Here is a 22,279-nt window from a genome sequence, read left to right as displayed (position 1 = left end):
TGGGTGACATGGAACCCGTTGCGAGAGAATGCCCCCGTTGAGAAGCGGTTTCGCTTTTCAGACAATGAGGCAATCAAACGTGTTGAGATCAACTGGTCAGACAATCCGAAGTTTCCCAAGATCTTGAATGAAGCACGACTTGATGATCTGAGAAACCGTCCAGAGACCTATAAGCATATCTGGGAAGGGGATTATCTTACAGCGGTTCAAGGTGCTTATTATCAAAAGGAAATGTTGGCAGCTGAGCAAGAGGGGCGGATAGGGCGCGTTGCGCGCGACCCCTTGATGCAAATACGTGCTTTTTGGGACATTGGGGGCACGGGTGCTAAGGCAGATGCAACAGCGATATGGATAGCGCAATTTGTTGGACGAGAGATCAGAGTGCTTAATTATTACGAAGCACAGGGACAGCCGTTATCAGAGCATATAGGCTGGTTGCGTCAAAATGGTTATGAGAAGGCATTGATGGTTTTGCCCCATGATGGTGCGACCAGAGACCGTGTGCACAATGTGAGTTTTGAGAGTGCTTTAAATGATGCGGGTTTTGAAACGCAAGTGATCCCTAATCAGGGGGCAGGGGCGGTTAAGATGCGTATAGAGGCGGTGCGGCGTATTTTGCCTTCTGTTTGGTTCAATGAAGAGATGACGGTAGCAGGGCGCAAAGCACTGAATTGGTATCACGAGAAATGGGATGAGAAGCGCGGCATTGGTTTGGGTGCAGAGCATGATTGGTCGAGCCATGGGGCGGATGCCTTTGGTTTAATGTGCATTGTCTATGAAGCACCCAGTGTCAAACCCAAGCAAGAGCGTTATTGCACTATGGAAAGAGAAGCGGCATCATGGATGGCATTCTAGATCAAGACTTTCAAAAAACGACAATCCTTGATGAATATGAAATCTATAAGCGTTTAAAGTCTTGGTACGCAGAAGATATTGAACATGTTAATGAATGGCGTGAACAGGCGCGTGAAGATTTTGATTTTTATAATGGTCGTCAATGGGCAGAGGAAGATCTTGCGGTTTTGAAAACACAACGCCGTCCTGTCATGACTTTTAACCGCATTGCACCCCTTGTGAATGCTATTGTTGGGGCGGAGCGTAATAATAAGCGCGAAGTACAGTTTCAACCACGGCAAATGGGAGCAGCAATACCCAATGAATTGCTTACTGGAGCAGCAGAATGGTTTCGTGATGAGGCAGAGGCGGAATATGCCGATTCCGATGCTTTTCAGGATATGGTTATTTGCGGTATGGGCTGGACAGATACGCGGCTTGATTATGATACAGATCCCGAAGGGATACCTGCTGTTCAACGTTTAGATCCCTTAAAAATGGTTTGGGATGCCAATGCTGTAAGACCAAATCTCATTGACGCACAGCGTATGTGGTATGTTGATCGCAAATCCGTTGAGGATGCTAAAAGTCTTTTTCCTGATGTTGCTGTTGAAGATCTTAACGCCGATTGGGCTATCGATAGTACAACCGCTTCTGAGGATTCTCATGTGTCGCTTGATGCGTATCAAGATGACTCCAATGCGACTTCTCTCTCAGATCCGTGTTCTGGGAAACGCTATGTTACGCTGGTTGAATGCCGTTGGTTTGAATATGAGACCACTTACAAGGCGCCTGATCTTCAAACCGGTCAGATGCGCAACTATAGCAAACAGGAGTTTGAACAGCTTCAAAGGGTAATGCCGCAACTAAAAGGGGTGTGTTTTAATAAAAAAGTGGTGAGACGCGCTTTTCTGGGACGACGTCTTTTAGCAAAGCCCGATAAGCCATTAGCACCTGATGGGCAACTTGGGTGGGAGTGTATCACGGGCACGCTGGATAAGCTTAAAAACCAGTTTTACGGGATTGTTCGCCCCGCAAAAGATCCACAACATTAATTGGGCAGAAGGGCAGCCGCCTAGTTCTGTTAATGATAGTGCGCGGGTCATGATGCAGCGTATACGTGAATATCTTGCCGATAATGGTGGTTCTCTTGACTCAAAGTTTATTGTGAATGGAAAGGAACAAACAACATCAATCACGTTGACGACGGTGTCGCCGATAGCGAAATATAAAAACGATATCATTATTCGCTTTAAGGCGCGTGGTATAAATATTGGCACGACAACAATAAACATGAATAATATAGGAGCAAAGCCACTCTATAAAGCCACCAGCACGGGAATAGTATCATTGACAGGCGGTGAGTTACAAACAAATGGTATTTATGAAATAGTCTATAATGATGGCGCATTAACAAAAGGTCTTGAGGGCTGGTATCTTTTAAATCCTACTCCCATTCCACCACCGAAGGTCGAAACCTTTCCTTGTGGTTTTATTGCGACCTTTGCTATGCAAGAAGTCCCAAACGGCTGGCTTTTATGTGATGGCGCTACTTATGAACGCAAAGATTATCCGCAATTATTCAAGGCGATAGGGGATAAATGGGGAAAAAACAGTGATACAACCTTTAAAGTTCCAGATTTTAGAGGAGTGTTTTTGCGCGGCTTTGATAATGGTCGCGGTTTAGACAGAAGTAGACAATTTGCCGATATACAGCAAGATTGCCTTAAATCGCATACACATATTTGTAGTGTTGAATCGGCGGGACAGCATACACACGAGTTTCAGTATAATGGAGTGGGATGGAGCGCCAATGATATTGGTAGAAGAAACCCCTCTTATCACTATGCCGTTCTTGGAGGAACAACACAACCTGCTGGAGTGCATACGCATAAGGTAACACTTTCTTCAACAGGCGAGGCAGAAACGCGCCCTGTTAATGTACCGGTTGTTTATGCCATAAAATCATAAGGTTTTCAGATGATCAATAATCCGTCTGCTATTGATGATATTGCGGACGCGGAGCAAATCCGCGTCCTTTTTTATGCAAGCAATAGAATGGTTCATGCGCCATTGAATAAGGTGCTTGATCTTGTCAAAAGTGACATACAGCATGATCTTTTAAGCGCTTTGGTAGAATATAAAGAAGCAACAGATAAACGCATAGAGACCATGCAAAAACTTATTGATGAATTACAGTCTCTCATCCCCAAAAATCTCAAAAACAGACTTACTAAGGAATGAAACGCGATGCCATTACCCTATCATACGCACATATTTAAGCTTGAACCAGCAACAAAGAAAGAAGTCAAAGAAGGTATTTTAAATAGTAAGGCTCTTGCACCTGTTTCAGTAGGAAGTGCAGCAGCTTATCAGGTAGAATATTTTGCAACCGCTGCTCAAGGGAAAAAGGCTGATGATGCTGTTGCAAAGAGAGATATTGGAGCTCTTGCTTACAAAGATAAGGTCACAATCCACGATATTGAAGCAAGTGGTGAAGCTCGTGAGAATGCGATTTTATCAGGCGTTGGCTGGGTAAAAATATCGCCTTTAGGGATTGGCGATATGAAGGCTGCTACATATGATCCCGATAATGTGGGGGCAAATGTATTTTCTATGGAAAATATGAACGAGGGTCCTACAAAAAAGATCTTAACCACAGAGGAAAGATCAAAACTACGATGGTTGAGTGCTACCCAACCAACAATAGAAAAGTGGCATAAGGGAAGTGAAGGTGTTTATTATCCCATATCTCCGGTAGATCTCAAAAATACCATTAGTTATTTTGTAGGATTAAAGTCTGTTGGTATGTCAAGATTAGTCTATGATCCAGATAAAATAGCAAAAGATGCCTTTGATATGGAGAATATGAAAGAGGGGAATACGCATCTTATTTTAACCCCTCAAGAACGTGCACAGGTTGCAAAAATTGATAAAATTGAAGATGTGGCACAGCACGCACAAGAAAGTGCACAACAAGGGCTTTATGCAGCCAGTGAGGCGAAGGATATTGCCAATGCTGCATTCAATACAGCGAAAGATGCGCAAGATCACGCTGTAGATGCGAAAAATACCGCTGAGTCCGCACAAAAAACAGGAGACAGGGCACAAGCTGTGGCAAGTGTCGCACAAGAAACAGCGGATAGTGTACAGAAAAAAGTTGATCTCATTCAACCTCTTGCAAAAAAAGACTGGATTGATGGCATAAAGACAGTGGATGCACTTATCTCACCAGCCAAACTGATGGCTTCAATCAAAGCAAATAGTAGCAATAGCAGCGGCGCTGGTAGCGGCAACAATGGTGGCGGGGTTAGAAAACCTGTTGAAATTCTGATGACAGAAAGCGGAGATATTCCATTGCCTGATGGTATTAATGCTGACACCGATATCGAAGTATGGGCTTGGGGCGGTGGAGGTGGAGGCGTTAAAGATGGCGGCGGCGGCGGCGGTCAATGCGTGCATGTTAAAATGAAAGGTTCTGATTTAGATAAATTAAAAACAGCTTACATTGGTCGTGGTGGTAAAGGCAATGACAGTAACATTTTATGCAATGGTGGTAAAACAATTATCAAAGGGCTTGTTACTGCAGAAGGAGGATATTCCGTCTCCATGATTTTTGTTAACTTTGGAGGGAAAGGTGGCGATGGAGGAGGAGACAGGGAGGGCATCAGTGGTGAAAGCTTTATTTTTTCTGGTGGGAATGGTGGAGGAAGTGGAAGTGACGGCAAGAGAGCTGGTACCGGTGGAAGTTCTTTTCTTGGCGGCGGCGGCGGCGGTGGCGGTAAATGTAAGGGTTCTATCATGGGGCAGGGTGGTGAGAGTTACAAAGGTGGTAGAGGTGGTCGTGGCGGCAATGGAGCTGGCGGCGGCGGCGGTGGATATTTTGATGGGAAACACGGAAGCGACAAAATTGGCGGCGACGGCGGTGACGGAGCAGTACTGATAAAGGTATATTTATAAGGTGAATTGAACAATGGCACGGAAAATAAGTAAAGACTGTTTATACTGTTTAAAAAAGTGGGAAGGTTTGCGCTTGCAGTCTTATCAAGATGCTTCTGGCGTATGGACGATTGGTTATGGTCATACGAAAAAAGCTGGTCAACCAACAGTGGTTGAGGGCATGGTGATTACGGAAAAAAAAGCCGAAACCATGCTTTTAGCAGATTTGCGGCAATATGAGAGGGCGGTAGAAAAAGCAGTTTGTGTGAATTTAAGCGACGAGCAGTTCGGCGCCCTTGTTTCCTTTTGTTATAATGTAGGTATTGCAGCTTTCCAAAACTCTACATTGCTTAAAAGGCTTAATCGGGGGGATTATGAAGCTGTACCAACCGAATTGCAGAAATGGACCAAAGCAGGCGGTAAGCGTCTTGAAGGTCTCGCACACCGGCGTGCGGCAGAGGAAGGGCTATGGGCGAAAGGGGCTTATGTTTCTTCTAATTATCAAACAGTAGAAACGAAACAACCAACAGGGTTTCTCAAAGCAGAAGCATTGGCACCGATTATTGGTTCTTTCTCAGGTCTTGGTGGGTTTTTAGCGGGTAATGGACCAATCCAATGGGCTTTAGCCGCCATTATGGTTTTAGCCGCATGTACTGGCATTTTCTTTGTTGCTAAACGCTTTCAGGAGCACCGCCTATGATCTTATGGATGAAAAGAAACTTGATGGTAACAGGTGCGGCTTTAGCCGCTTTTTTTATTGCCTTAGCAAAAGCTTTTACTCTTGGGAAAAAAGTAGAGCAACAAAAGCAAACAGAAAAAGCTTTAAAAGCAGCCACAACACGGCTTGAGGTGGAAAGTGAAGTTAATCAAAAAAGTGATGCTGATGTGCGTGCTGCTCTCTCTCACTGGTTGCGCGACAAATAAATATGTTTTTTCTTGTGTTGGTTGGTTACCTATTTATTTAAGCCGACAAGATCTGAACACCATTAGCTCAAACTTAGCAAGAGAGATCTTAAAGCATAACAAGCAGGGTCAACGCTTGTGTGGGTGGAAACATGGCTAGAAAAAAAACACAAGACGATATAGAGCTTACAGAAGCAGAAAAAGAAATGCTTCAAGAAATGATCATCACCTATCAAAGCGTGAAAATGATGTCTCGCTTGATGAAGTGGATAGCATTTTTTCTTTTTTTGCTTATCCTTGATTTTGCACGTCTCATGGACGCGCTAGATAATGTCATTGCACATTTAAAGCATTGGTTTTCAAAGAACTGAACAACTGTCATAAAAGAAAAAAATGCGTAAAATTCTTTTTACTATGAATTGAAGATCCAATTATAAACGCAGTTCAGAATGGGAACCAAGTCGTAAAAGCTCTAGTGTTTTGGCATCTGGCTTTCGATAGATCAAAACTAAATCGGGCTTTATGTGACAATCACGACAATTGCGCCACTGACCTGTTAGTGCATGATCTCTCCAATGCGCCTTTAGCGGTTCATTCTCTGCTAACGCTTGGACCACAAGCAGCAAATCCTCCTCTAGTGCATTAGCATATTTACCTTTGCTTTCACGTTTAAGGTCACGGCGGAATGAACGCGTATAGACAATTTCCCGCATAGCAAGCTTAGGTTTGCTTTTCAGATTTACGCGCTTGGGTTCTATCTGCGCGTATCATGGTCCTTAAGCCGTCTAATGATGTACGTTCGACGCGTCCCATTTCGGCATCCTCGATAGCTTGTAATGTTTCCATATTTGGTTGGAATAGATCAAGTGGTAATGCTCTATCTCTAGCAATGCGGGTCATAAACATGCGTACTGCATCTGATATAGTTAAACCCGTAGACTTAATAACTGCACTTGCAATTTCTTGAACTTCATCAGGTATGCGGGCTTGAATTTTTCCCATTGCTAAATCTCCTACTTAATTGTACTACAATGTACTACATTTCAAACCTATGTCAAGAGATTTATCCGTCATGCCATACAACCTTGTGTATTAAGGAGGGTAGGAAGTCAATTTTTAAAAGGAGCTAACCAAAACCTAAGAATTTCTGCTAGAATCACGAGAGAGCTTCTTTTTTAATAGGATTTTTTAGATGCCAACACCATTTGGTAAAACCTTACGCAAACTCCGCATTGATCATTCAGAACGCCTTTTAGATATGGCTAAAAAATTAGATATATCTGTAGCATTTTTATCATCTGTAGAAATTGGCAAAAGATCTGTTCCTGTAGGATTAGAGGAAAAGATAATTGAACTCTATACTTTAGATCAAGAGGTAGCAGAAATTTTGAGAAGAGAATCGGATGCTTGTCGCAAAAGTTTCACTATAAAGCCTTCTGATACATTCAGATGTGAAGCTATTGGTATGTTCTCTAGACTGATAAACATTATTTCACAAGAAGATTTAGAACTATTAAAAAAATTATTAGAGAAAGCTGGCAAAAAGAATGCGCTTTGTAAAGGAAAGTGTGAAAATCCTATTCCCGAACCTAATTATATGGTCCCTAACCTTAAAAAATATAAATAAAATCAATATCTTATTGCAATTAAATTTAAGATTCGAATTCAGGTACTTATTCAAAAGGGACATATTTTAACACGCTACAAGCCTATTTTACGATAGAGCCTGTGAATGGTATGATTGGTAACGCCTTTAGACATCACTATTTTTACACTTATGAAGATATAAACCGCCACCATCGTACATTTTGCAAGCCTCCAATTTTTTGTGCGATAATTTTTAATACTTGTCATGTTTATAAGAAGTATTTTTACTCTCTTTTTAATAAATTTTATTCATATACGAACCTTGCTTATGACGCGTAAGCAAGCTATTTTATTAAATTCAATATAAGAGGAAATATAACGAAGGAATCTTACAGTATTTTTAATAATATAAAATTTAAAATGTTGTAATTTATTATAATAAACAATGTACTATAAATATAAAACAACAAATAAAAAATATTTTTTCTTTCATGCTTTAAAATATTAAAATCAACTTAGGTGTAAGATAAAAAGTGCATCATATTACTTTTGCTAACGCTGAATAAAAATAAAATCTTTTCTTTGGTTGTCAATAATTCCTCAATTTGCAGAAATAAAAAAGTTTTTTCCTATATAAGATTCTTTATGTTGATCTTTGGGATGGGAGGAGAGCTATGTATACAACATTAAGGATCTTATTGACTTTATGGGGAATATTGGCATTTGACACGTGGGGGAGAGCAGAAGTTTTTCAAATTTCTGCATCACAATTGTTGTTACTCGATGATGATACAGGGACAATACTTTATGAAAAACAAAGTGATATTCCTTTTTTTCCTGCTTCATTAGCAAAATTGATGACAGTAGAAGTTGTATTTCATCACTTAAAGAAGGGATTGTTAAAGAGTACGCAGAAATTCAAGGTAAGTGAAAATGCTTGGCGTAAAGGTGGAGCACCTTCCGGTACAACCACTATGTTTGCAAAGATAAAGACAGAAATCAGTGTTTCTGATCTTTTACGTGGTTTAATTATTATGAATGGAAATGATGCTGCTATTATTCTTGCTGAAGGAATATCTGGACATGAGTCCCATTTTGCAAAACTGATGAATCAGCGCGCGAAAGTGGTCGGATTATCTCAAAGTCATTTTGTTAACGCAACAGGGCTACCCGAAGAGGGACAATTTGTAACCGTGCGTGATATGATTATATTAGCACGTCATATTGTTCAGGAATATCCGGATTATTATGCACTTTATCGTGAGCCTCATTTTACGTGGAATAATATTTTTCAACGTAATAAAAACCCTCTTATTTCTAAGGAAATTGGTGTAGAAGGATTTGGTTTTGGCTACAGCGAAAAAGAAGGATTTTCAATGGTTGCCACCATTTCTAAAAATCATCGACGTCTTTTTTTAGCACTCAATGGTTTGCAAGATGGTAAAAAATATACAAAAGAAATAGAACACATTCTTCAATGGGGAATGACAGCATTTGATCTCAAAACGATTTTCACAAAAGAAGAAACGATTGGTCGTGCTTCTGTTTATGGTGGTAAGCAAAATTTTGTTCCACTCATTGTTAAAAAACCAATAAGTTTTATGCTTTCGAATGAAAAAAAAGTAAATGTTAAAGCAAAAATTAAATATCATGGTCCGTTGAAAGCTCCCATCGTTTTTGGGCAATCAGTTGGCGTTATTCAAATTTTAGAAGATAAAAAGGTTCTTCTGGAAAAACCTGTTTTTGCCGGAATGAATGTTCAGGAAGGAAGTTTCTTTGCAAAAGTAAAAAATGCATTCTATGAAATAACAATTGGATGGTTACGGAAATATTTGTAGTTACGTGCTAATAAGGTTAAGGTCATACGTGTCAGGTTATTTTATTACATTTGAAGGAGGGGACGGGGTAGGAAAAACGGTGCAGATTTCTTTACTTGCTGAGTTTCTCTCTCACCAAGGTTATGATGTTGTTACAACACGAGAACCAGGAGGAACGCTAGGAGCAGAAGCAATCCGGTATATTTTGTTGTCGGGGCAAGCGCAACAGTATGGACCGTTGATTGAAGCTGTTTTGTTTACAGCTGCACGTGTCGACCATGTTACCGAGTTTATCGCGCCTTCTTTGCAAAAAGGTAAAATCGTTTTATGTGACCGCTTTATTGATTCTACACGCGTTTATCAAGGACTCAATAATACAGTCAGTTCTTCTCTTCTTGCTGTTTTAGAGTGTATTGCACTCAATGGTATCTTGCCTCATTTAACATTTTTATTAGATATGCCAGCAATGTGTGGTATGAAACGTGCAAATTTACGAAGAAAAGAAACAGAAGAAATTGATTATTTTGAAAAAGATCAGTTGGAAATTCAAGAACAAAGGCGTCAAGCTTTTCTTCAGTTGGCCAAACAGGAACCCCATAGATTTCGAGTCATTGATGCCACTGGCTCAGTGGAAGTCGTTGCACATCAAATAAAAAATATTTGTCATCAGGTATTGTTGGATCAGCTTTCATGAGTAATGTAAATATCTCACGCCAATATGATGATATTGATACAATTTTATCACCATCCCAGAATGATGTTGTTTTTGGTCATGAGGATGTTCGTCATTTTTTGACACAAATGCTTAAAGAAGAGCGTTTGCATCATGCATTATTATTTGAAGGAGAATATGGGATTGGAAAGGCTACATTAGCCTTTCATCTTGCTTGGAACATTTTAAGTTCTCAACAGGGGGCTTTCTTGAAACCCGATCCTTATTCTACTCCATGGCGCCAAATTACACAAGGAAGTCACCCTGGTCTTTTGTATATTTCACGTCGATTTGATGTAAAAACGCAAAAGTTTAAAACAGGAATACTCGTTGATGATATCCGTGATATTATGCATTTTTTAAGCCGAACATCGCAAGATAATGGATGGCGTATTGTTATTATTGATTCTGCAGATGATATGAATAGAAATGCAGCAAATGCAATTCTCAAAATACTTGAAGAACCACCTACAAAAACGTTATTTGTTATTATCGCGCATTCTTCCGGAAAATTGCTTCCAACAATCCATTCACGGTGTCAAAAAATTTCTTTCCGTCCGTTGAATAACGATGAAATGAAAAAAGTTATTACACATATTTTCGCTAATCAGGATTTACCTGATGAGAAAACAATTGAAACGATTATTAAAAAATCCGAAGGAAGTCCTCGAAAAGCCGCTTTACTTATTTGCCATGGCGGACTTGAAATTATTAAAACAATTGATGCTCTCCTAGAGAAACCTGTTTGTAACGCAACGATTGTACATACTCTTGCACAAACATTTTCATCTGTTTCTTCTACATTCCAATTTCAACAATTTTGTGATGAAATTCTTAATAAAATTCAAAAAAAAGCTATCATACTTGTTGAAAAGGGAGACTTATTTCTCTCAAAAAAATATGCGGAAAAATGGCAAGAGATTCATCAAGAAATAGAGGAAGTACAACTGTTTAATCTCGATAAAAAGCAGTTTGTTATTAACTTACTTTTTAAAGTTCATAAGATCATTCATGAGGATTAGTTTTTCCGTGACAATACGATGAACAGACGTTATGTCATTATATCTTTTATTTATAGGGTTTTACAACGAGTATGACATGCGTGACACATATTACATAACAACTCCCATTTTTTATCCTAATGGTGCTCCACATATTGGGCATGCCTATAGTGCAATTGCAAGCGATGTCTTAGCCCGCTTTCAACGATTAAACGGAAAAAATGTATTTTTTCTTTCTGGTACAGATGAGCATGGTCTAAAGATGCAACAAACCGCAGCAGCATTAGGCATGACACCTCAGCAACTTGCAGATCGTAATAGTGCTGTATTTCAAAAAATGCTTGCAGTATTAAATTGTTCTAACGATGATTTTATCCGTACGACAGAAGAACGCCATTATCAAGCTTGTCAAGAAATTTGGAAAAAGATGGAAGCAAATGGCGATATTTATCTCGGTCGTTATACGGGGTGGTATTCGGTTCGCCAAGAAGCCTATTATGAAGAAAAAGATACGGAAATTGGACCAGACAACATCCGTCGTGAGAAGGAATTAGGCTCTCCAGTTGAATGGAATGAAGAAGAAAGTTATTTTTTTAGACTTTCTCATTATGAAAAGCCTCTTCTTGAATATTATGAAGAACATCCTGATTTTATTGCTCCATTTGAGCGGCGTAATGAAATTATAAGTTTTATCAAATCAGGTTTAAAAGATATCTCTATTTCACGCGCAAGTTTTAATTGGGGAATTACTGTTCCAGAGAATCCAAAGCACGTGATGTATGTCTGGGTTGATGCGCTTACAAATTATCTATCAGCAATTGGTTTTTTCAATGAAAATTCAAAAAATCGTGATTTTTGGCCTGCAAATACGCATATTATTGGTAAGGATATTATTCGTTTTCATGCAGTCTATTGGCCGGCATTTTTAATGTCTGCGGGAATTGAATTGCCTAAAAATATTTTTGCACATGGTTTTTTACTTAATCGTGGTGCAAAAATGTCAAAATCTATTGGAAATGTCGTTGATCCTTTTGAAATGGTTGATCATTATGGTCTTGATCAGGTTCGTTATTTTCTTCTCCGTGAAGTGCCATTTGGACAAGATGGTAGTTATAGCCATGAAAGCCTTGTAAACCGTATTAATGCTGATCTTGCTAATGATCTTGGTAATTTAGCGCAGCGCTCCTTGTCTATGATTGCCAAAAATTGTAATGCACAAGTCCCGAGACCAACTTCATTTTTAGCTCAAGATCAACAGCTTTTAGAACAATCTCTTCAAGTACTTGAAACTGTACATCAAGCTATGTCTTCCTATAGTATGCATTTAGCACTTTCAGCTATTTTTTCAATTGTAGCGGATGCCAATCGCTATTTTGCCAACGAACAACCTTGGAGTTTACGTAAAAATGACCAAGAGCGATTTTCTACAGTTCTTTATATCACTGTAGAAATCTTGCGGAGAATAGGAATTATGCTTTTGCCTTTCATACCCCAATCAGCAGCCAAACTTCTTGATAGCCTTGCGGTTGCTGAAGATGATCGGTTATTGTATCATATAAGTCGTTCAAAAATTCAAGAAGGGCTTGATCTTCCACCACCAGAACCGATTTTTCCTCGTTATATCTTAAAGAAAGAAGACACTCATCATGTTGATTGATACACATTGTCATCTTGATTTTAAAGATTTTTCACAAGATTTGGATAATGTTATCCAACGGGCTTTAGATGCTGATGTTAAACGTATGATAACAATTTCAACCCATGTTCATAAGTTAGATAAGCTTTTAGCCATTTCGCAAAGCTATGACCAAGTCTTTTGTTCCGTTGGAACACACCCCAATCATGCGCATGAAGAACAAAATATTACAGCGAAAGAGCTTATACAGCTCTCGAATCACCCTAAAATTGTTGCATTTGGGGAAGGGGGGCTTGATTACCATTATGATTATTCTACACCAGAAGAGCAAAAGAAAGTTTTTCAAGAACATATCATTGCTTCTCGAGAAACACAGATTCCTCTTGTTATACATTCACGCAATGCCGATATCGATATGGAGAAAATATTACGTGAACAGATAAAAGAAGGAGCTTTTCCTTTTATCCTTCATTGTTATTCGTCTGGAATGCAACTTGCTCGTGCTGGAATCGAACTTGGTGGTTATATTTCTTTTTCAGGTATTCTTACTTTTAAAAGTGCACTTGAAATCCGTGAAATAGCAAAAATTGTGCCCCATGAGCATTTATTAGTGGAAACAGATGCTCCATTCTTAGCACCTATTCCCCATCGAGGCAAAACAAATGAACCATCTTTTGTATGCTATACAGCAGCTGTTTTGGCTGAAACAATTGGCTTAAGCATTGAAGAAACAGCTCAAATAACAACGCGTAATGCTTTTCGTTTATTTAGTAAAATGAAATAAGGCAAAAGATATGTGTGATCAATACCGATTTACAATATTAGGTTGTGGTCCTTCTCCAGGAGTGCCACGACCCAATGGTGATTGGGGAACATGTGATCCGAATAACCCTAAAAATAAACGCTACAGAAGTTCTTTATTAGTTGAACGTATTAAACCTTCAGGAGACAAAACAACAATCGTTATTGATACAGGTCCAGATTTTCGCTCACAAATGATTGATGCGCGTGTAAGCCATCTTGATGCTGCTCTTTACACACATTCTCATGCAGACCATATCCACGGTATTGATGATTTACGCAGCTATGCACTTGCACAAAAATGTTTAATAGATATCTATGCTGACAGATTTACACTAGAGCATCTCAAAAGTGCTTTCGGATATTGTTTTCAAACACCAAAAGCTTCATCTTATTCTCCCATTTTAAAAGAGCATCTTATCAATGAAGATAGTCAATTTATTATTCAGGGGCAGGGCGGAGCAATAAGCGTCAATACACATTTACAAAACCACGGAAACATTTATTCCTTAGGTTTTCGGATTGGGAATGTTGCCTATTGTACGGATGTTAGTGAATTTCCTGAAAAAACTTTATCCAAATTAATGGATCTGGATGTTCTAATCATTGACGCTCTCCAATTTAAATCCCATCCGAGTCATTTTTCTGTTGATCAAGCATTACAATGGATAGAATATTTAAAGCCAAAACAAGCAATACTTACACATATGGATAGATCGCTGGATTACAACAAGGTTATAAATTATGTTCCATCCTATGTAAAACCTGCATATCAAGGTCTTACTTTTGAAACAGATGCGTAAGCTTATTATGCGCAATATTTTAAGTTAAATAAAACACTTTTAAATTTATCCTTTATTTTATTTCATTTTTGACATATTTAGTGTTTTTTATGTCAAAAATGAGGCTTTTATGTATAAGAATTTTAAGCGGGGTGTATGTATTGTGGTTTTAGCAGTTTCCTTGACAGCATGTGGGGGGCGTTTAGAAAAAAATATTTCAACGACAACATTACATGACGGATCAATGAGTTGTGCCGATATTCAACGGGAGTTTTTTGCTAATAAACGTCAGATTAATGATACAATTGCAGAGCGTTCTAAAGCAAGAAATAAAAATGTGGCTTTAGCAGCAACAAGTATTGTATTTTTGCCTGCTTTGTTTTTTATGGATCCTAAATCCAGTGAAAGTAATGAAATTTCAGCGTTAAATAATCGCAATGCTGTGTTGAGTGATCTTGCACGTATAAAACGTTGTAAAATAGTACAGTAATTTTTATTATTTATACGACGTAATTTCATTACAACTATTTTGGTCTTTAAGAAATTTTTCTTAAAGACCAAATATTTTAATATGCTGTTCAATACCATAATTTAGTTTTAAAAGTGAATTGTACGATTATAAATATGATTTATGTTTTAAAATAGGGTTTCTTTTGTTTTGCTGTATCATATTATCGCATAATATATATTATGGAACTTTATGGAAAGAGTATATCTGGAATTAGCGCTTTGAAGAACGTATGTTTGAAAATCGAGCCTGTTATTCTGGCTCGAAAATTTCAATCACGATGTTTTTTTATTTTTTACTCTTTTTAAAAAAAACATCACAATTTGCAGTATTATGAAAGCTAAAAACAATATTCCATGAAATAATGGCAGAAATGGCTGATAAATAAAATCAGAATAATATATTGTTATTGCTTCAATCAATGCTGCAATCCACCACACGATGATACCCCATAATGAATACATCCAAAGTCCAACTAAGGCAATAGGATAGAGAATAGCCAATATAGCTGATGCAAATTGCCACTGCCAAGGCATAAGATCAAAACGCCATAGAATACCTGGAAAAACACCAACAAGGCGTATCCAATAACAAATACCTAGGACTAAGCAAATGAGTGCCAAAAACCGTAAATAACAGTTATAGATTAAATTGATTTTTGAAATCCGTTTGTGTGAATTATTTTTCACAATAATAACTCTTTCTCAACAGGTTGGAAGTAAGAATCCACCATTTCATCTGTCACATTTGAAAGTTTATCTGGCTGCCATTGAGGTCTTTTGTCCTTATCGATTAACATAGCACGTATACCTTCATGAAAATCATGTGAATTAATCATATGATGTGCAATGCGGTTTTCAATTTTCATACAATCTTCCAACGTTTGAGATGAATTTTGTTTCATTTGTTTCCAGATAACTTTTAAACTTATCGGAGAACGTAACTGCAAAATATCATAACATTCTTTAGCAAACAAAATACCTTCATTACTTTTTTTATGTAGCAACTCAAGACATTTTTCTAAGGTATGGGCACTAAAACAAGTGTTAATAATACAACGTATTTCATGACTCGTTTCATAGTCTTTTGTAATTGCTCGCTCGTTTAAAGCTAAAGTAGGATCTCCTTGCTCAATAATAGCTTTTCTAATCATATCGAATTCAATTTCAGCAACGGCGTGTGTTGCTAATCCTAAATTTAAGCAATCTCCCCACTTTATGCGTGCACCCGTTAATGCAAGATATATGCCAAAATGATTGGGAAGAGATGGTAAGAAAAAACTTGCACCTACATCTGGAAAAAATCCAATCGCACCTTCTGGCATAGCAAAAACAGTATTTTCTGTAACAATTCGATGCGAACCATAGAGAGAAATCCCTACCCCTCCTCCCATCCAAATACCATTTAGGAAAGAAATGTAGGGCTTTGAAAAACGTTTGATATAAGCATTTAGACTATATTCATCACTAAAATACTGACAAGCAGTGGCACTTTTCCCCATATGATAGATTTCTACAACATCTCCACCAGCACAAAAAGCGCGCCCTTCCCCTTCAATTAAGACACAAGAGATATTATCATCTGTTTCCCATGTCCTGAGAGCTTTTTTTAAAGCTGAAACCATTCGTTGATTAAGAGCGTTTAATGCTGAAGGGCGTGTGAGCTTTATAATACCAGCACGCCCATCTTTCGTAAAAGAAATATCATCATCTGCTCCAAAATCAATTTTCATCTTATACCCTTCTTAAAACAACTATTTTATTGTCTTTTTTATATTTTTTGCCCCAAGTTGAGGAAATATTTGCATGATTGCGCCGATACAATATATGTAAATTCCTGTTACCGAAATTCCTATTTTAACCCAATAGGGAGCCTCTAGTTGATAAAAGAATGCAGAAACACCAAAAAAACACCATAAGAGAAAAATTGGAAAATTAATCCTACGTAAACGAAGAACTCTTACTGGATGAATAAAATAAATTGGCAAAAAAGATATAATCGCCGATAAAACAATAATGATAAAAGTAATCCACTCTTCGGGTCTGACGACAAAAAGCGTAAAAATCATCATATTCCAAACAACAGGAAATCCTTTAAAAAAGTTTTCTTTGGTTTTCATACTAGTATCTGCATAATAAATAGCAGATGAAATAACAATAATTGCACTCAATGAAAATGATAACCCTACCCCCATGAAACCACTTTGATAGAGTGCAAAGGCAGGAATTAAAACATAAGTCACGTAATCAATAATATTATCTAACAGCTCTCCAGACCATGTTGGAAGAACGTATTTAACATCAAGTTTACGTGCAATTGGTCCATCTATACCATCAACGAGAAGTGCAAGCCCAAGCCAACAGAACATAGCTGTCCATTCTTTTTGAGAGGCTGATATAAGAGAAAGAAACGCTAAGAATGATCCCGAAGCTGTTAGTAAATGAACGGAAAAGGCCTTTGCTTGTGGCATTGTTACTTTTTTATGGCGTAATAATTTAGCATTTGTTTTGATTTTCTTTGTTAGTTTACGTTTCAAGGTTTTCTTATCCTCGTTTTTAAAGTCTTCAACCATCTATCAATACGCCATTTTTTTACCGATGATATAACTCAGCATTTAAAAAAATCATAAAAAGGTTACTTTTTTATATCGAATTATTTATTACATACTATAATAGAAGAGCTTCATACAATAAAAAGAGAGTGATCATTTGGAAATGTTAAAATATTTTCTCAATGGAGAAAGGTTCAAACCGTTGTGATCTTTGAAAAGAAAGAGCATAAAGATATTGCTGTTATTGGTGCAGGTCCTGTCGGAATGTTAGCCGCACTGAATCTTGCACATGAGGGGCTTTCTGTTTTTCTTGTTGGTCCCCCTGCTCATACAGATGAGTTGCGGACAACTGCTCTTATGATGCCTGCAATACGCATGCTTCAAAAACTCAATATTTGGAATAATCTTCGACAACATGCTGCTGCTTTATCATCCATGAGAATTATAGATATAACTTCTAGAATTGTGCATGCTCCTACGGTGCATTTTTCTTCTGCTGAAATTGGTGAAAAAGCTTTTGGCTATAATATACCTAATGTAAAATTGAACAGTGCTTTAGTCGATGCGGTTACACGTACGCCTAATATTACAAGATTTGTTTCTGCAGCCAAATCTTTTCATCATACAAAAGACCATGTATGTATTACTCTTGTTGATCGTAGAGTCATTCAAGCACCACTTGTTGTTGCAGCTGATGGACGTCACTCTCTTACACGTGCCGCAGCAGGGATAAGTGTCAAACATTGGAATTATCCACAAAAAGCACTTGTTCTCAATTTTTCTCATGAGTTTTCTCATCAAAATACATCAACCGAATTTCATACAGAACATGGTCCATTTACACAGGTTCCTCTACCAGGGCGAAGATCTAGTCTTGTATGGGTCGTTCGTCCTTCTCGTGCTGAGGAATTATTGAATATAGAACCAAAAGCAATTGCAAAAATGATCGAAAACAAAATGCAATCAATGCTTGGAAAGCTAAGCTTAGAAACATCAATTCAAGCATGGCCGCTTTCAGGACTTCTTTCTCATCATTTTGCTGCTAATCGAACAATTTTAATGGGTGAAGCCGCTCATGTTTTCCCCCCTATTGGGGCACAGGGATTGAATTTAGGATTCCGTGATGTCCAAACTTTGATTGATATTTTACCTAACAAAATATCCAATTCTAACTCTGAAATGATTGTTGCCCATTATAACAAATGCCGCAAACCAGATATATTAATCCGAAGTGGAGCTGTTCATACACTTAACTCTGCTCTACTTTCTCACATGTTGCCTGTTCATATCATACGAAGCGTTGGGCTTGGTTTGTTACATAGTTTCTCACCATTACGTAATTTATTTATGCGCGAAGGAATGTATCCCGGTTACGGATTCAAGGAAATTATGCAAATATTTCCAACAAAATCATCTAAACAGCTCTACTGAGCAATAATAAGTAATATAATCGCTCTATGGTTTAATATTGCATTTTGAATAATATCTATTACTGATGTAAAAAATATTATATATATTTAGCATACTGATATGAAATAGAGAAAATTAATTATAGACTACAGCTGAAATTGTAAAGATATCTTGCTAAATCATATCTGTTAAATTTTGCAATATAAAGCAAATAAAAAATAATACCGTTTTGAAATAGTTATTTTATAACATTAATTTTAACAAGAAAATAAATAATAAAAAACATTTTTATTTAATAAATAGATTTTCAAAAATTTTTATTGTTAAGTATAATATTAAAAATAAAATCATCTTGGGAACTTGTTAGTAACACAGAGGTTAATAAAGTGTTGTTTCAACAAATGGTGACCAGATGAAAATAAATAATTTTTTGAAATTAAGTATTTTTTTTATAATGATTTTATGTTTCTCGTTGACAGTCACTACTTCAATCAGTGAAGTTTTTCATCTTCCTTATTGTCAAACCTTTACCTATACCTCTACTCAAAATGTCACTAAAATAGGTCAGAACTCATTTACTGCTTCACAAGTTAAAAATTGTCTTATGCAAAACGGTTTTGAGAATATTAAACGATTACGTCTAGATGACAAAGGCATCTGGCGTGCTTTAGTAAAATTTAAAAAGTCCCATTTTTTCGTATCCGTTGACTATTCAGGAACAGTTAGCATTCAAAATGAAAGAAAAAAATATGATTGATTTTAAAACTTACAGCAACGTTTCTTTTCATAGCTGTAAGAAAAGAAAATTAAAAAAGTACTGCCATTCTATGAAAGAATTTGCTTTCATTGGCGGTTTAAATGGTAGCGTATCTGGAGCTATCGCAGCAACTCTTGCAGCTTATGGTTATATTGCTCTTCCAGGATTTGGTCCAGTTATCGCAATGGGTATAGGAGTAGCACTTTCTGCTGGAATGATAATAGGAGCACTGATAGGATCAGGAATGGGAGGGAGTGTTGGTATATGCTGTATTTTATGGGAAATTTATATGAATCATAATAATTCTTTCTCTTATAAATTTCATAATGAATAGAAATTTTTATCATTTTTTCTATGAAAAACAATTAAATCATCAACAAATTATATGTTCTGTTTTTTGATAAAATAGTTATCTATTATAAATGAAATAATATCTAACTTATTAAAATTGCTTTATTACACCTCAAAAAGTAGATTTTTTAAAGCATCTCTTGAAGAAATGTCAGCGAGATATAATTATCAATCTATGAAAGCTACATTTTTTATAGATCAAAAAATGAGAGTTATGTTCAGAGCACATATATATAATTTAATTTATTTGCTCTTTCTAAGAACTAATATTTCTATGTAAATTATTTTACTTAAATTTCAATTTAAGAAAATTATAAATATTTTTATAGATAAAATTTATTTAAAGATAAGTATAAAGGTATTTTATGAAAAAAATATTATTATCATTATTGGTTTTTATGGCATTTTTAATTCATAAAAATTCTGCATTAGCACTATCAACACAAGTAAATATTTATAAACTAGAAGATAATAATTCAAAAAAGGCTATTGGTAGCATTAAAATTGAAGAAACCACATACGGTTTGATTTTCATCCCTAATTTATCTACTTTATCAGAAGGGATGCATGGTTTTCATGTGCATGTAAATCCTTCATGTGATACAAAAGATGGCATCATTGGTGGAAGCGCAGGTGGACATTATGATCCAGAACATACCGGAAAACATTTAGGACCTTATAATGTCAATGGTCATCTTGGTGATTTACCAGCACTTTATGTTGATAAGCAAGGATATGCCACGATGAGCGTTCTTGCTCCACGATTAAAAAAAATCTCTGAAATTAAAGGGCGCTCTTTAGTCATTCATTTAGGGGCAGATAATCAATCAGATAAACCATTACCGCTTGGCGGAGGTGGTGCGCGTTTGGCGTGCGGTATTATTGATAAATAAAGAGAGTATTATGGCAAACTGTGACAGTACACACTCCCTTTACCATAAGATGTGAGAGAAATTTATTTTTTTAAATCTATTGCAAGAAATTGAGTAAACTGTGTGGGTGTTTTATAAAATCAATGTTTTTTTGAATGTCCACTTCGGATAACAAAAAACTTAATAATAATCAAAGCGAACAGCAATGAAAATTAAAAAAATAGTATTATAAATTCTCCATAAAGAAGACTTCAATATGAGGAAGTAATATTTTCAATGCTTGATGTAAAAAAAGAAAAAAAGTTGAATTTCACTCTCTACAATAGAAAATTTGTAATAAATTATAATCATTAAAACTAGTATCTAATGGAATCACGCCCCACGCACAAAATAGAACGGGTCTAAAACAGAATTTTTACTCTTCCCCTACTCAACCCTACTCATGAGATGCACGCAAACAATTTTGATTGATACAATATCAATATAAGATCGTTTGAAAGGATTGAATGCTAGGATATTCCCTCCCTCATTTAAGTTAAAAAAAGACTAATTATCATTACAAATCAATATGTTATATCAATATAATAAGTCAAATAAAATAGTTAGAGTAATTTTTTATCACTCTGAAAAAAGGGCTTTTAAACAATAGAGTCTTTTTAAAACATCCCCTCATGGATACATATGATCCCAATCTAGTGGACGCATCTCACCAGTTTGATAAAATTGACGAATGAGTTTAATATAATCAAGAAAATCTTTGTTTTCCTCCACTAATCTATTAGCAGTATCCCAGTCAATATCACTACGTTCTTTGGCTGGAATTAAGATCTCACTCTCGGAAGAGTTTTCCTTATTGAGTCTTATAAATCCAATTCCATGCAAACTTGAAAGCATTCGAAGCTCTTTTAATGTATCAACCCCTTCAATTTCACTAGCAACTAAATAACTCAAATTAGCCCATGAAGAATTACTAACTGTTTGAAAAAATGCTTTTCGTAAATTTGAACGATTGATGAGAATTTTTACTTCAAAAGACCAAAGCTTCGTTTTTTTATCAAAATATTGCAAAACACAATCTTTGATTTCACGATTCCATTCACTGCTTAAATCTTGCATTCCTACGAGATCTGGATAAAGCCATTTATTTCCGCCTGCACCATGTTTATTACGAGAACATTTCTCATTAATGCGCTTGCTGTAAACTGCAAGCTCTGACCATAAAAATTTAGATAATAACGGATAAAGATCATGCTCTTTAATAGAATCTTCTGTTCTACTCTTTGCATTGTCCTCTACTGCATCAATTTCAGCACTATCTGTTTGTTTAGTAAAATAATATTGCCGTGGTCGTCCTTCAGTGGTTTTAATTTCTGAATAACGCTTTTGTAACTGAGGGCGTCTTGCTCCTATTTCAGCAACAATTTGCTGAATAAGGGCTGCATCACTCTTAAGAGGAGTAATTATTGCCGTTGAATGCTTTTGTTTTTGACGGCATTTATCTGGGTAATTTTCAAATACCCATTGAGCAATTTCTCGAGCTGTAAATTTTGTTGTCGGGTTTTTCTTTAAAAAATTAAAAACAGTGTTTATTAAATTCAAAGTCATATGAAAAATTCTCCCCTCTCACCCTCTGGATATTTCATTATATTCAGGCTTTTTAAATGAAAGAACAATAAACTATTTAAGTTTTTTAAAGAAAGCATATTTATAAAATTACCCAATAAAATTAAAATATTTTTTGAATTTGTGACTATAAATTCAAAGATCTTTTCACATAAGGAAAGTAAGATTGTACTTTTATCAAAAATTGTAAATGTG

At 36.5% G+C, this 22,279-nt stretch carries 24 protein-coding genes and 2 pseudogenes; 20 read left to right on the top strand and 6 right to left on the bottom strand.

Annotated elements, in window-relative coordinates:
- From ACFIKG_RS06685 to ACFIKG_RS06650, 8 genes and pseudogenes are all read left to right on the top strand, one after another.
- Nucleotides 1–855 (top strand): annotated as a pseudogene (locus ACFIKG_RS06685) (PBSX family phage terminase large subunit); the annotation flags it as partial.
- A pseudogene (locus tag ACFIKG_RS06680) lies at nt 840–1,883 on the top strand (portal protein); the annotation flags it as partial. The pseudogenes ACFIKG_RS06685 and ACFIKG_RS06680, both read left to right, overlap by 16 nt.
- The gene (locus ACFIKG_RS06675; protein ID WP_375651958.1) at nt 1,831–2,805 is read left to right on the top strand and encodes a tail fiber protein; all 975 of its coding nucleotides are present in this window, start codon (nt 1,831–1,833) and stop codon (nt 2,803–2,805) included. The pseudogene ACFIKG_RS06680 and the gene ACFIKG_RS06675, both read left to right, overlap by 53 nt.
- 9 nt (nt 2,806–2,814) lie before the next feature.
- Entirely contained in the window at nt 2,815–3,078 is a 264-nt protein-coding gene (locus tag ACFIKG_RS06670) for a hypothetical protein (protein WP_375648524.1), read from the top strand.
- A gap of 6 nt (nt 3,079–3,084) precedes the next feature.
- Nucleotides 3,085–4,794: a hypothetical protein gene (locus tag ACFIKG_RS06665; RefSeq protein ID WP_375651957.1), complete on the top strand. Its 1,710-nt coding sequence runs from the start codon at nt 3,085–3,087 to the stop codon at nt 4,792–4,794.
- Nucleotides 4,795–4,807: 13 nt separating this feature from the next.
- Nucleotides 4,808–5,473 (top strand): lysozyme, encoded by a 666-nt coding sequence (locus tag ACFIKG_RS06660; protein WP_375651956.1) that lies wholly within the window; start codon nt 4,808–4,810, stop codon nt 5,471–5,473.
- Complete coding sequence (locus tag ACFIKG_RS06655; RefSeq protein ID WP_273788001.1) at nt 5,470–5,697, top strand: hypothetical protein; 228 nt, start codon at nt 5,470–5,472, stop codon at nt 5,695–5,697. Before ACFIKG_RS06660 ends, ACFIKG_RS06655 begins: the two co-directional genes overlap by 4 nt.
- Before the next feature lie 131 nt (nt 5,698–5,828).
- Nucleotides 5,829–6,047 carry a hypothetical protein gene (locus ACFIKG_RS06650; protein ID WP_375625829.1) on the top strand — a complete coding sequence of 73 codons (219 nt, stop codon included), beginning with the start codon at nt 5,829–5,831 and terminating at the stop codon, nt 6,045–6,047.
- 60 nt (nt 6,048–6,107) lie between these two features.
- Here ACFIKG_RS06650 and ACFIKG_RS06645 read toward each other — a convergent pair whose 3' ends face one another.
- Both ACFIKG_RS06645 and ACFIKG_RS06640 read right to left on the bottom strand, forming a co-directional pair.
- Nucleotides 6,108–6,389 (bottom strand): type II toxin-antitoxin system YafQ family toxin, encoded by a 282-nt coding sequence (locus tag ACFIKG_RS06645; RefSeq protein WP_015856348.1) that lies wholly within the window; start codon nt 6,387–6,389, stop codon nt 6,108–6,110.
- Nucleotides 6,390–6,396: 7 nt separating this feature from the next.
- Entirely contained in the window at nt 6,397–6,678 is a 282-nt protein-coding gene (locus ACFIKG_RS06640) for a type II toxin-antitoxin system RelB/DinJ family antitoxin (RefSeq protein WP_375625831.1), read from the bottom strand.
- A 190-nt stretch (nt 6,679–6,868) separates the two neighbouring features.
- Between ACFIKG_RS06640 and ACFIKG_RS06635 the strand changes: the two genes are divergently transcribed.
- The 8 genes from ACFIKG_RS06635 (at nt 6,869) to ACFIKG_RS06600 (ending at nt 14,502) form a co-directional block, all read left to right on the top strand.
- On the top strand, nt 6,869–7,303 hold the full coding sequence (locus ACFIKG_RS06635; protein WP_375651955.1) for a helix-turn-helix domain-containing protein: 435 nt from the start codon (nt 6,869–6,871) through the stop codon (nt 7,301–7,303).
- Nucleotides 7,304–7,937: 634 nt separating this feature from the next.
- Nucleotides 7,938–9,101, top strand: coding sequence for a D-alanyl-D-alanine carboxypeptidase family protein (locus tag ACFIKG_RS06630; RefSeq protein WP_375625835.1), 1,164 nt, complete (start codon nt 7,938–7,940; stop codon nt 9,099–9,101).
- A 28-nt stretch (nt 9,102–9,129) separates the two neighbouring features.
- Complete coding sequence (tmk, locus tag ACFIKG_RS06625; RefSeq protein ID WP_375625837.1) at nt 9,130–9,774, top strand: dTMP kinase; 645 nt, start codon at nt 9,130–9,132, stop codon at nt 9,772–9,774.
- Nucleotides 9,771–10,814: a DNA polymerase III subunit delta' gene (locus ACFIKG_RS06620; protein WP_375651954.1), complete on the top strand. Its 1,044-nt coding sequence runs from the start codon at nt 9,771–9,773 to the stop codon at nt 10,812–10,814. Before tmk ends, ACFIKG_RS06620 begins: the two co-directional genes overlap by 4 nt.
- Before the next feature lie 76 nt (nt 10,815–10,890).
- The gene (metG, locus tag ACFIKG_RS06615) at nt 10,891–12,450 is read left to right on the top strand and encodes a methionine--tRNA ligase (RefSeq protein WP_375627280.1); all 1,560 of its coding nucleotides are present in this window, start codon (nt 10,891–10,893) and stop codon (nt 12,448–12,450) included.
- On the top strand, nt 12,440–13,213 hold the full coding sequence (locus ACFIKG_RS06610; RefSeq protein WP_375651953.1) for a TatD family hydrolase: 774 nt from the start codon (nt 12,440–12,442) through the stop codon (nt 13,211–13,213). Before metG ends, ACFIKG_RS06610 begins: the two co-directional genes overlap by 11 nt.
- Before the next feature lie 10 nt (nt 13,214–13,223).
- Nucleotides 13,224–14,033: an MBL fold metallo-hydrolase gene (locus ACFIKG_RS06605; protein ID WP_375627282.1), complete on the top strand. Its 810-nt coding sequence runs from the start codon at nt 13,224–13,226 to the stop codon at nt 14,031–14,033.
- A 109-nt stretch (nt 14,034–14,142) separates the two neighbouring features.
- Entirely contained in the window at nt 14,143–14,502 is a 360-nt protein-coding gene (locus ACFIKG_RS06600) for a hypothetical protein (RefSeq protein ID WP_375627283.1), read from the top strand.
- Between the two features lie 293 nt (nt 14,503–14,795).
- On the opposite strand, the gene ACFIKG_RS06595 is transcribed toward ACFIKG_RS06600, so the two are convergent.
- From ACFIKG_RS06595 to pcsA, 3 genes are read right to left on the bottom strand one after another with little or no spacing between them, the layout of a single operon-like run.
- Nucleotides 14,796–15,209: a DUF6163 family protein gene (locus tag ACFIKG_RS06595; protein WP_375625848.1), complete on the bottom strand. Its 414-nt coding sequence runs from the start codon at nt 15,207–15,209 to the stop codon at nt 14,796–14,798.
- The gene (locus tag ACFIKG_RS06590) at nt 15,206–16,252 is read right to left on the bottom strand and encodes an enoyl-CoA hydratase/isomerase family protein (protein ID WP_375651952.1); all 1,047 of its coding nucleotides are present in this window, start codon (nt 16,250–16,252) and stop codon (nt 15,206–15,208) included. Before ACFIKG_RS06590 ends, ACFIKG_RS06595 begins: the two co-directional genes overlap by 4 nt.
- 21 nt (nt 16,253–16,273) lie before the next feature.
- Nucleotides 16,274–17,092 (bottom strand): phosphatidylcholine synthase, encoded by an 819-nt coding sequence (gene pcsA / locus ACFIKG_RS06585; protein WP_375651951.1) that lies wholly within the window; start codon nt 17,090–17,092, stop codon nt 16,274–16,276.
- Nucleotides 17,093–17,275: 183 nt separating this feature from the next.
- On the opposite strand from pcsA, the gene ACFIKG_RS06580 reads away from it, so the two are divergent.
- From ACFIKG_RS06580 to sodC, 4 genes are all read left to right on the top strand, one after another.
- Nucleotides 17,276–18,502 carry a UbiH/UbiF family hydroxylase gene (locus ACFIKG_RS06580; RefSeq protein WP_375627286.1) on the top strand — a complete coding sequence of 409 codons (1,227 nt, stop codon included), beginning with the start codon at nt 17,276–17,278 and terminating at the stop codon, nt 18,500–18,502.
- A 391-nt stretch (nt 18,503–18,893) separates the two neighbouring features.
- Entirely contained in the window at nt 18,894–19,238 is a 345-nt protein-coding gene (locus tag ACFIKG_RS06575; RefSeq protein WP_375625856.1) for a hypothetical protein, read from the top strand.
- Nucleotides 19,216–19,572, top strand: a complete 357-nt coding sequence (locus ACFIKG_RS06570) for a hypothetical protein (protein ID WP_375625858.1) — start codon at nt 19,216–19,218, stop codon at nt 19,570–19,572. The genes ACFIKG_RS06575 and ACFIKG_RS06570 overlap by 23 nt, the downstream gene beginning before the upstream one ends.
- 382 nt (nt 19,573–19,954) lie before the next feature.
- Entirely contained in the window at nt 19,955–20,482 is a 528-nt protein-coding gene (gene sodC / locus ACFIKG_RS06565; protein ID WP_375625860.1) for a superoxide dismutase [Cu-Zn] SodC, read from the top strand.
- Nucleotides 20,483–21,130: 648 nt separating this feature from the next.
- On the opposite strand, the gene ACFIKG_RS06560 is transcribed toward sodC, so the two are convergent.
- Nucleotides 21,131–22,066: a COG2958 family protein gene (locus tag ACFIKG_RS06560; protein ID WP_375651950.1), complete on the bottom strand. Its 936-nt coding sequence runs from the start codon at nt 22,064–22,066 to the stop codon at nt 21,131–21,133.
- Between the last annotated feature and the right edge of the window lie 213 nt (nt 22,067–22,279).

The sequence above is a fragment of the Bartonella sp. LB28NMGDW genome (genome assembly GCF_042194435.1).
GTDB lineage: Bacteria > Pseudomonadota > Alphaproteobacteria > Rhizobiales > Rhizobiaceae > Bartonella > Bartonella grahamii.
The sequence above is the reverse complement of the archived record's forward strand: the minus strand, read 5'-3'. Positions and strand labels throughout refer to the sequence as shown.

Bases quoted from the DNA above. Each gene is read 5' to 3' on its own strand.
- ACFIKG_RS06670 (WP_375648524.1), top strand. From the start codon at position 2,815: ATGATCAATAATCCGTCTGCTATTGATGATATTGCGGACGCGGAGCAA.
- ACFIKG_RS06665 (WP_375651957.1), top strand. From the start codon at position 3,085: ATGCCATTACCCTATCATACGCACATATTTAAGCTTGAACCAGCAACA.
- ACFIKG_RS06660 (WP_375651956.1), top strand. From the start codon at position 4,808: ATGGCACGGAAAATAAGTAAAGACTGTTTATACTGTTTAAAAAAGTGG.
- ACFIKG_RS06655 (WP_273788001.1), top strand. From the start codon at position 5,470: ATGATCTTATGGATGAAAAGAAACTTGATGGTAACAGGTGCGGCTTTA.
- ACFIKG_RS06650 (WP_375625829.1), top strand. From the start codon at position 5,829: ATGGCTAGAAAAAAAACACAAGACGATATAGAGCTTACAGAAGCAGAA.
- ACFIKG_RS06645 (WP_015856348.1), bottom strand. From the start codon at position 6,389: ATGCGGGAAATTGTCTATACGCGTTCATTCCGCCGTGACCTTAAACGT.
- ACFIKG_RS06640 (WP_375625831.1), bottom strand. From the start codon at position 6,678: ATGGGAAAAATTCAAGCCCGCATACCTGATGAAGTTCAAGAAATTGCA.
- ACFIKG_RS06635 (WP_375651955.1), top strand. From the start codon at position 6,869: ATGCCAACACCATTTGGTAAAACCTTACGCAAACTCCGCATTGATCAT.
- ACFIKG_RS06630 (WP_375625835.1), top strand. From the start codon at position 7,938: ATGTATACAACATTAAGGATCTTATTGACTTTATGGGGAATATTGGCA.
- ACFIKG_RS06620 (WP_375651954.1), top strand. From the start codon at position 9,771: ATGAGTAATGTAAATATCTCACGCCAATATGATGATATTGATACAATT.
- metG (WP_375627280.1), top strand. From the start codon at position 10,891: ATGCGTGACACATATTACATAACAACTCCCATTTTTTATCCTAATGGT.
- ACFIKG_RS06610 (WP_375651953.1), top strand. From the start codon at position 12,440: ATGTTGATTGATACACATTGTCATCTTGATTTTAAAGATTTTTCACAA.
- ACFIKG_RS06605 (WP_375627282.1), top strand. From the start codon at position 13,224: ATGTGTGATCAATACCGATTTACAATATTAGGTTGTGGTCCTTCTCCA.
- ACFIKG_RS06600 (WP_375627283.1), top strand. From the start codon at position 14,143: ATGTATAAGAATTTTAAGCGGGGTGTATGTATTGTGGTTTTAGCAGTT.
- ACFIKG_RS06590 (WP_375651952.1), bottom strand. From the start codon at position 16,252: ATGAAAATTGATTTTGGAGCAGATGATGATATTTCTTTTACGAAAGAT.
- pcsA (WP_375651951.1), bottom strand. From the start codon at position 17,092: ATGGTTGAAGACTTTAAAAACGAGGATAAGAAAACCTTGAAACGTAAA.
- ACFIKG_RS06575 (WP_375625856.1), top strand. From the start codon at position 18,894: ATGAAAATAAATAATTTTTTGAAATTAAGTATTTTTTTTATAATGATT.
- ACFIKG_RS06570 (WP_375625858.1), top strand. From the start codon at position 19,216: ATGAAAGAAAAAAATATGATTGATTTTAAAACTTACAGCAACGTTTCT.
- sodC (WP_375625860.1), top strand. From the start codon at position 19,955: ATGAAAAAAATATTATTATCATTATTGGTTTTTATGGCATTTTTAATT.
- ACFIKG_RS06560 (WP_375651950.1), bottom strand. From the start codon at position 22,066: ATGACTTTGAATTTAATAAACACTGTTTTTAATTTTTTAAAGAAAAAC.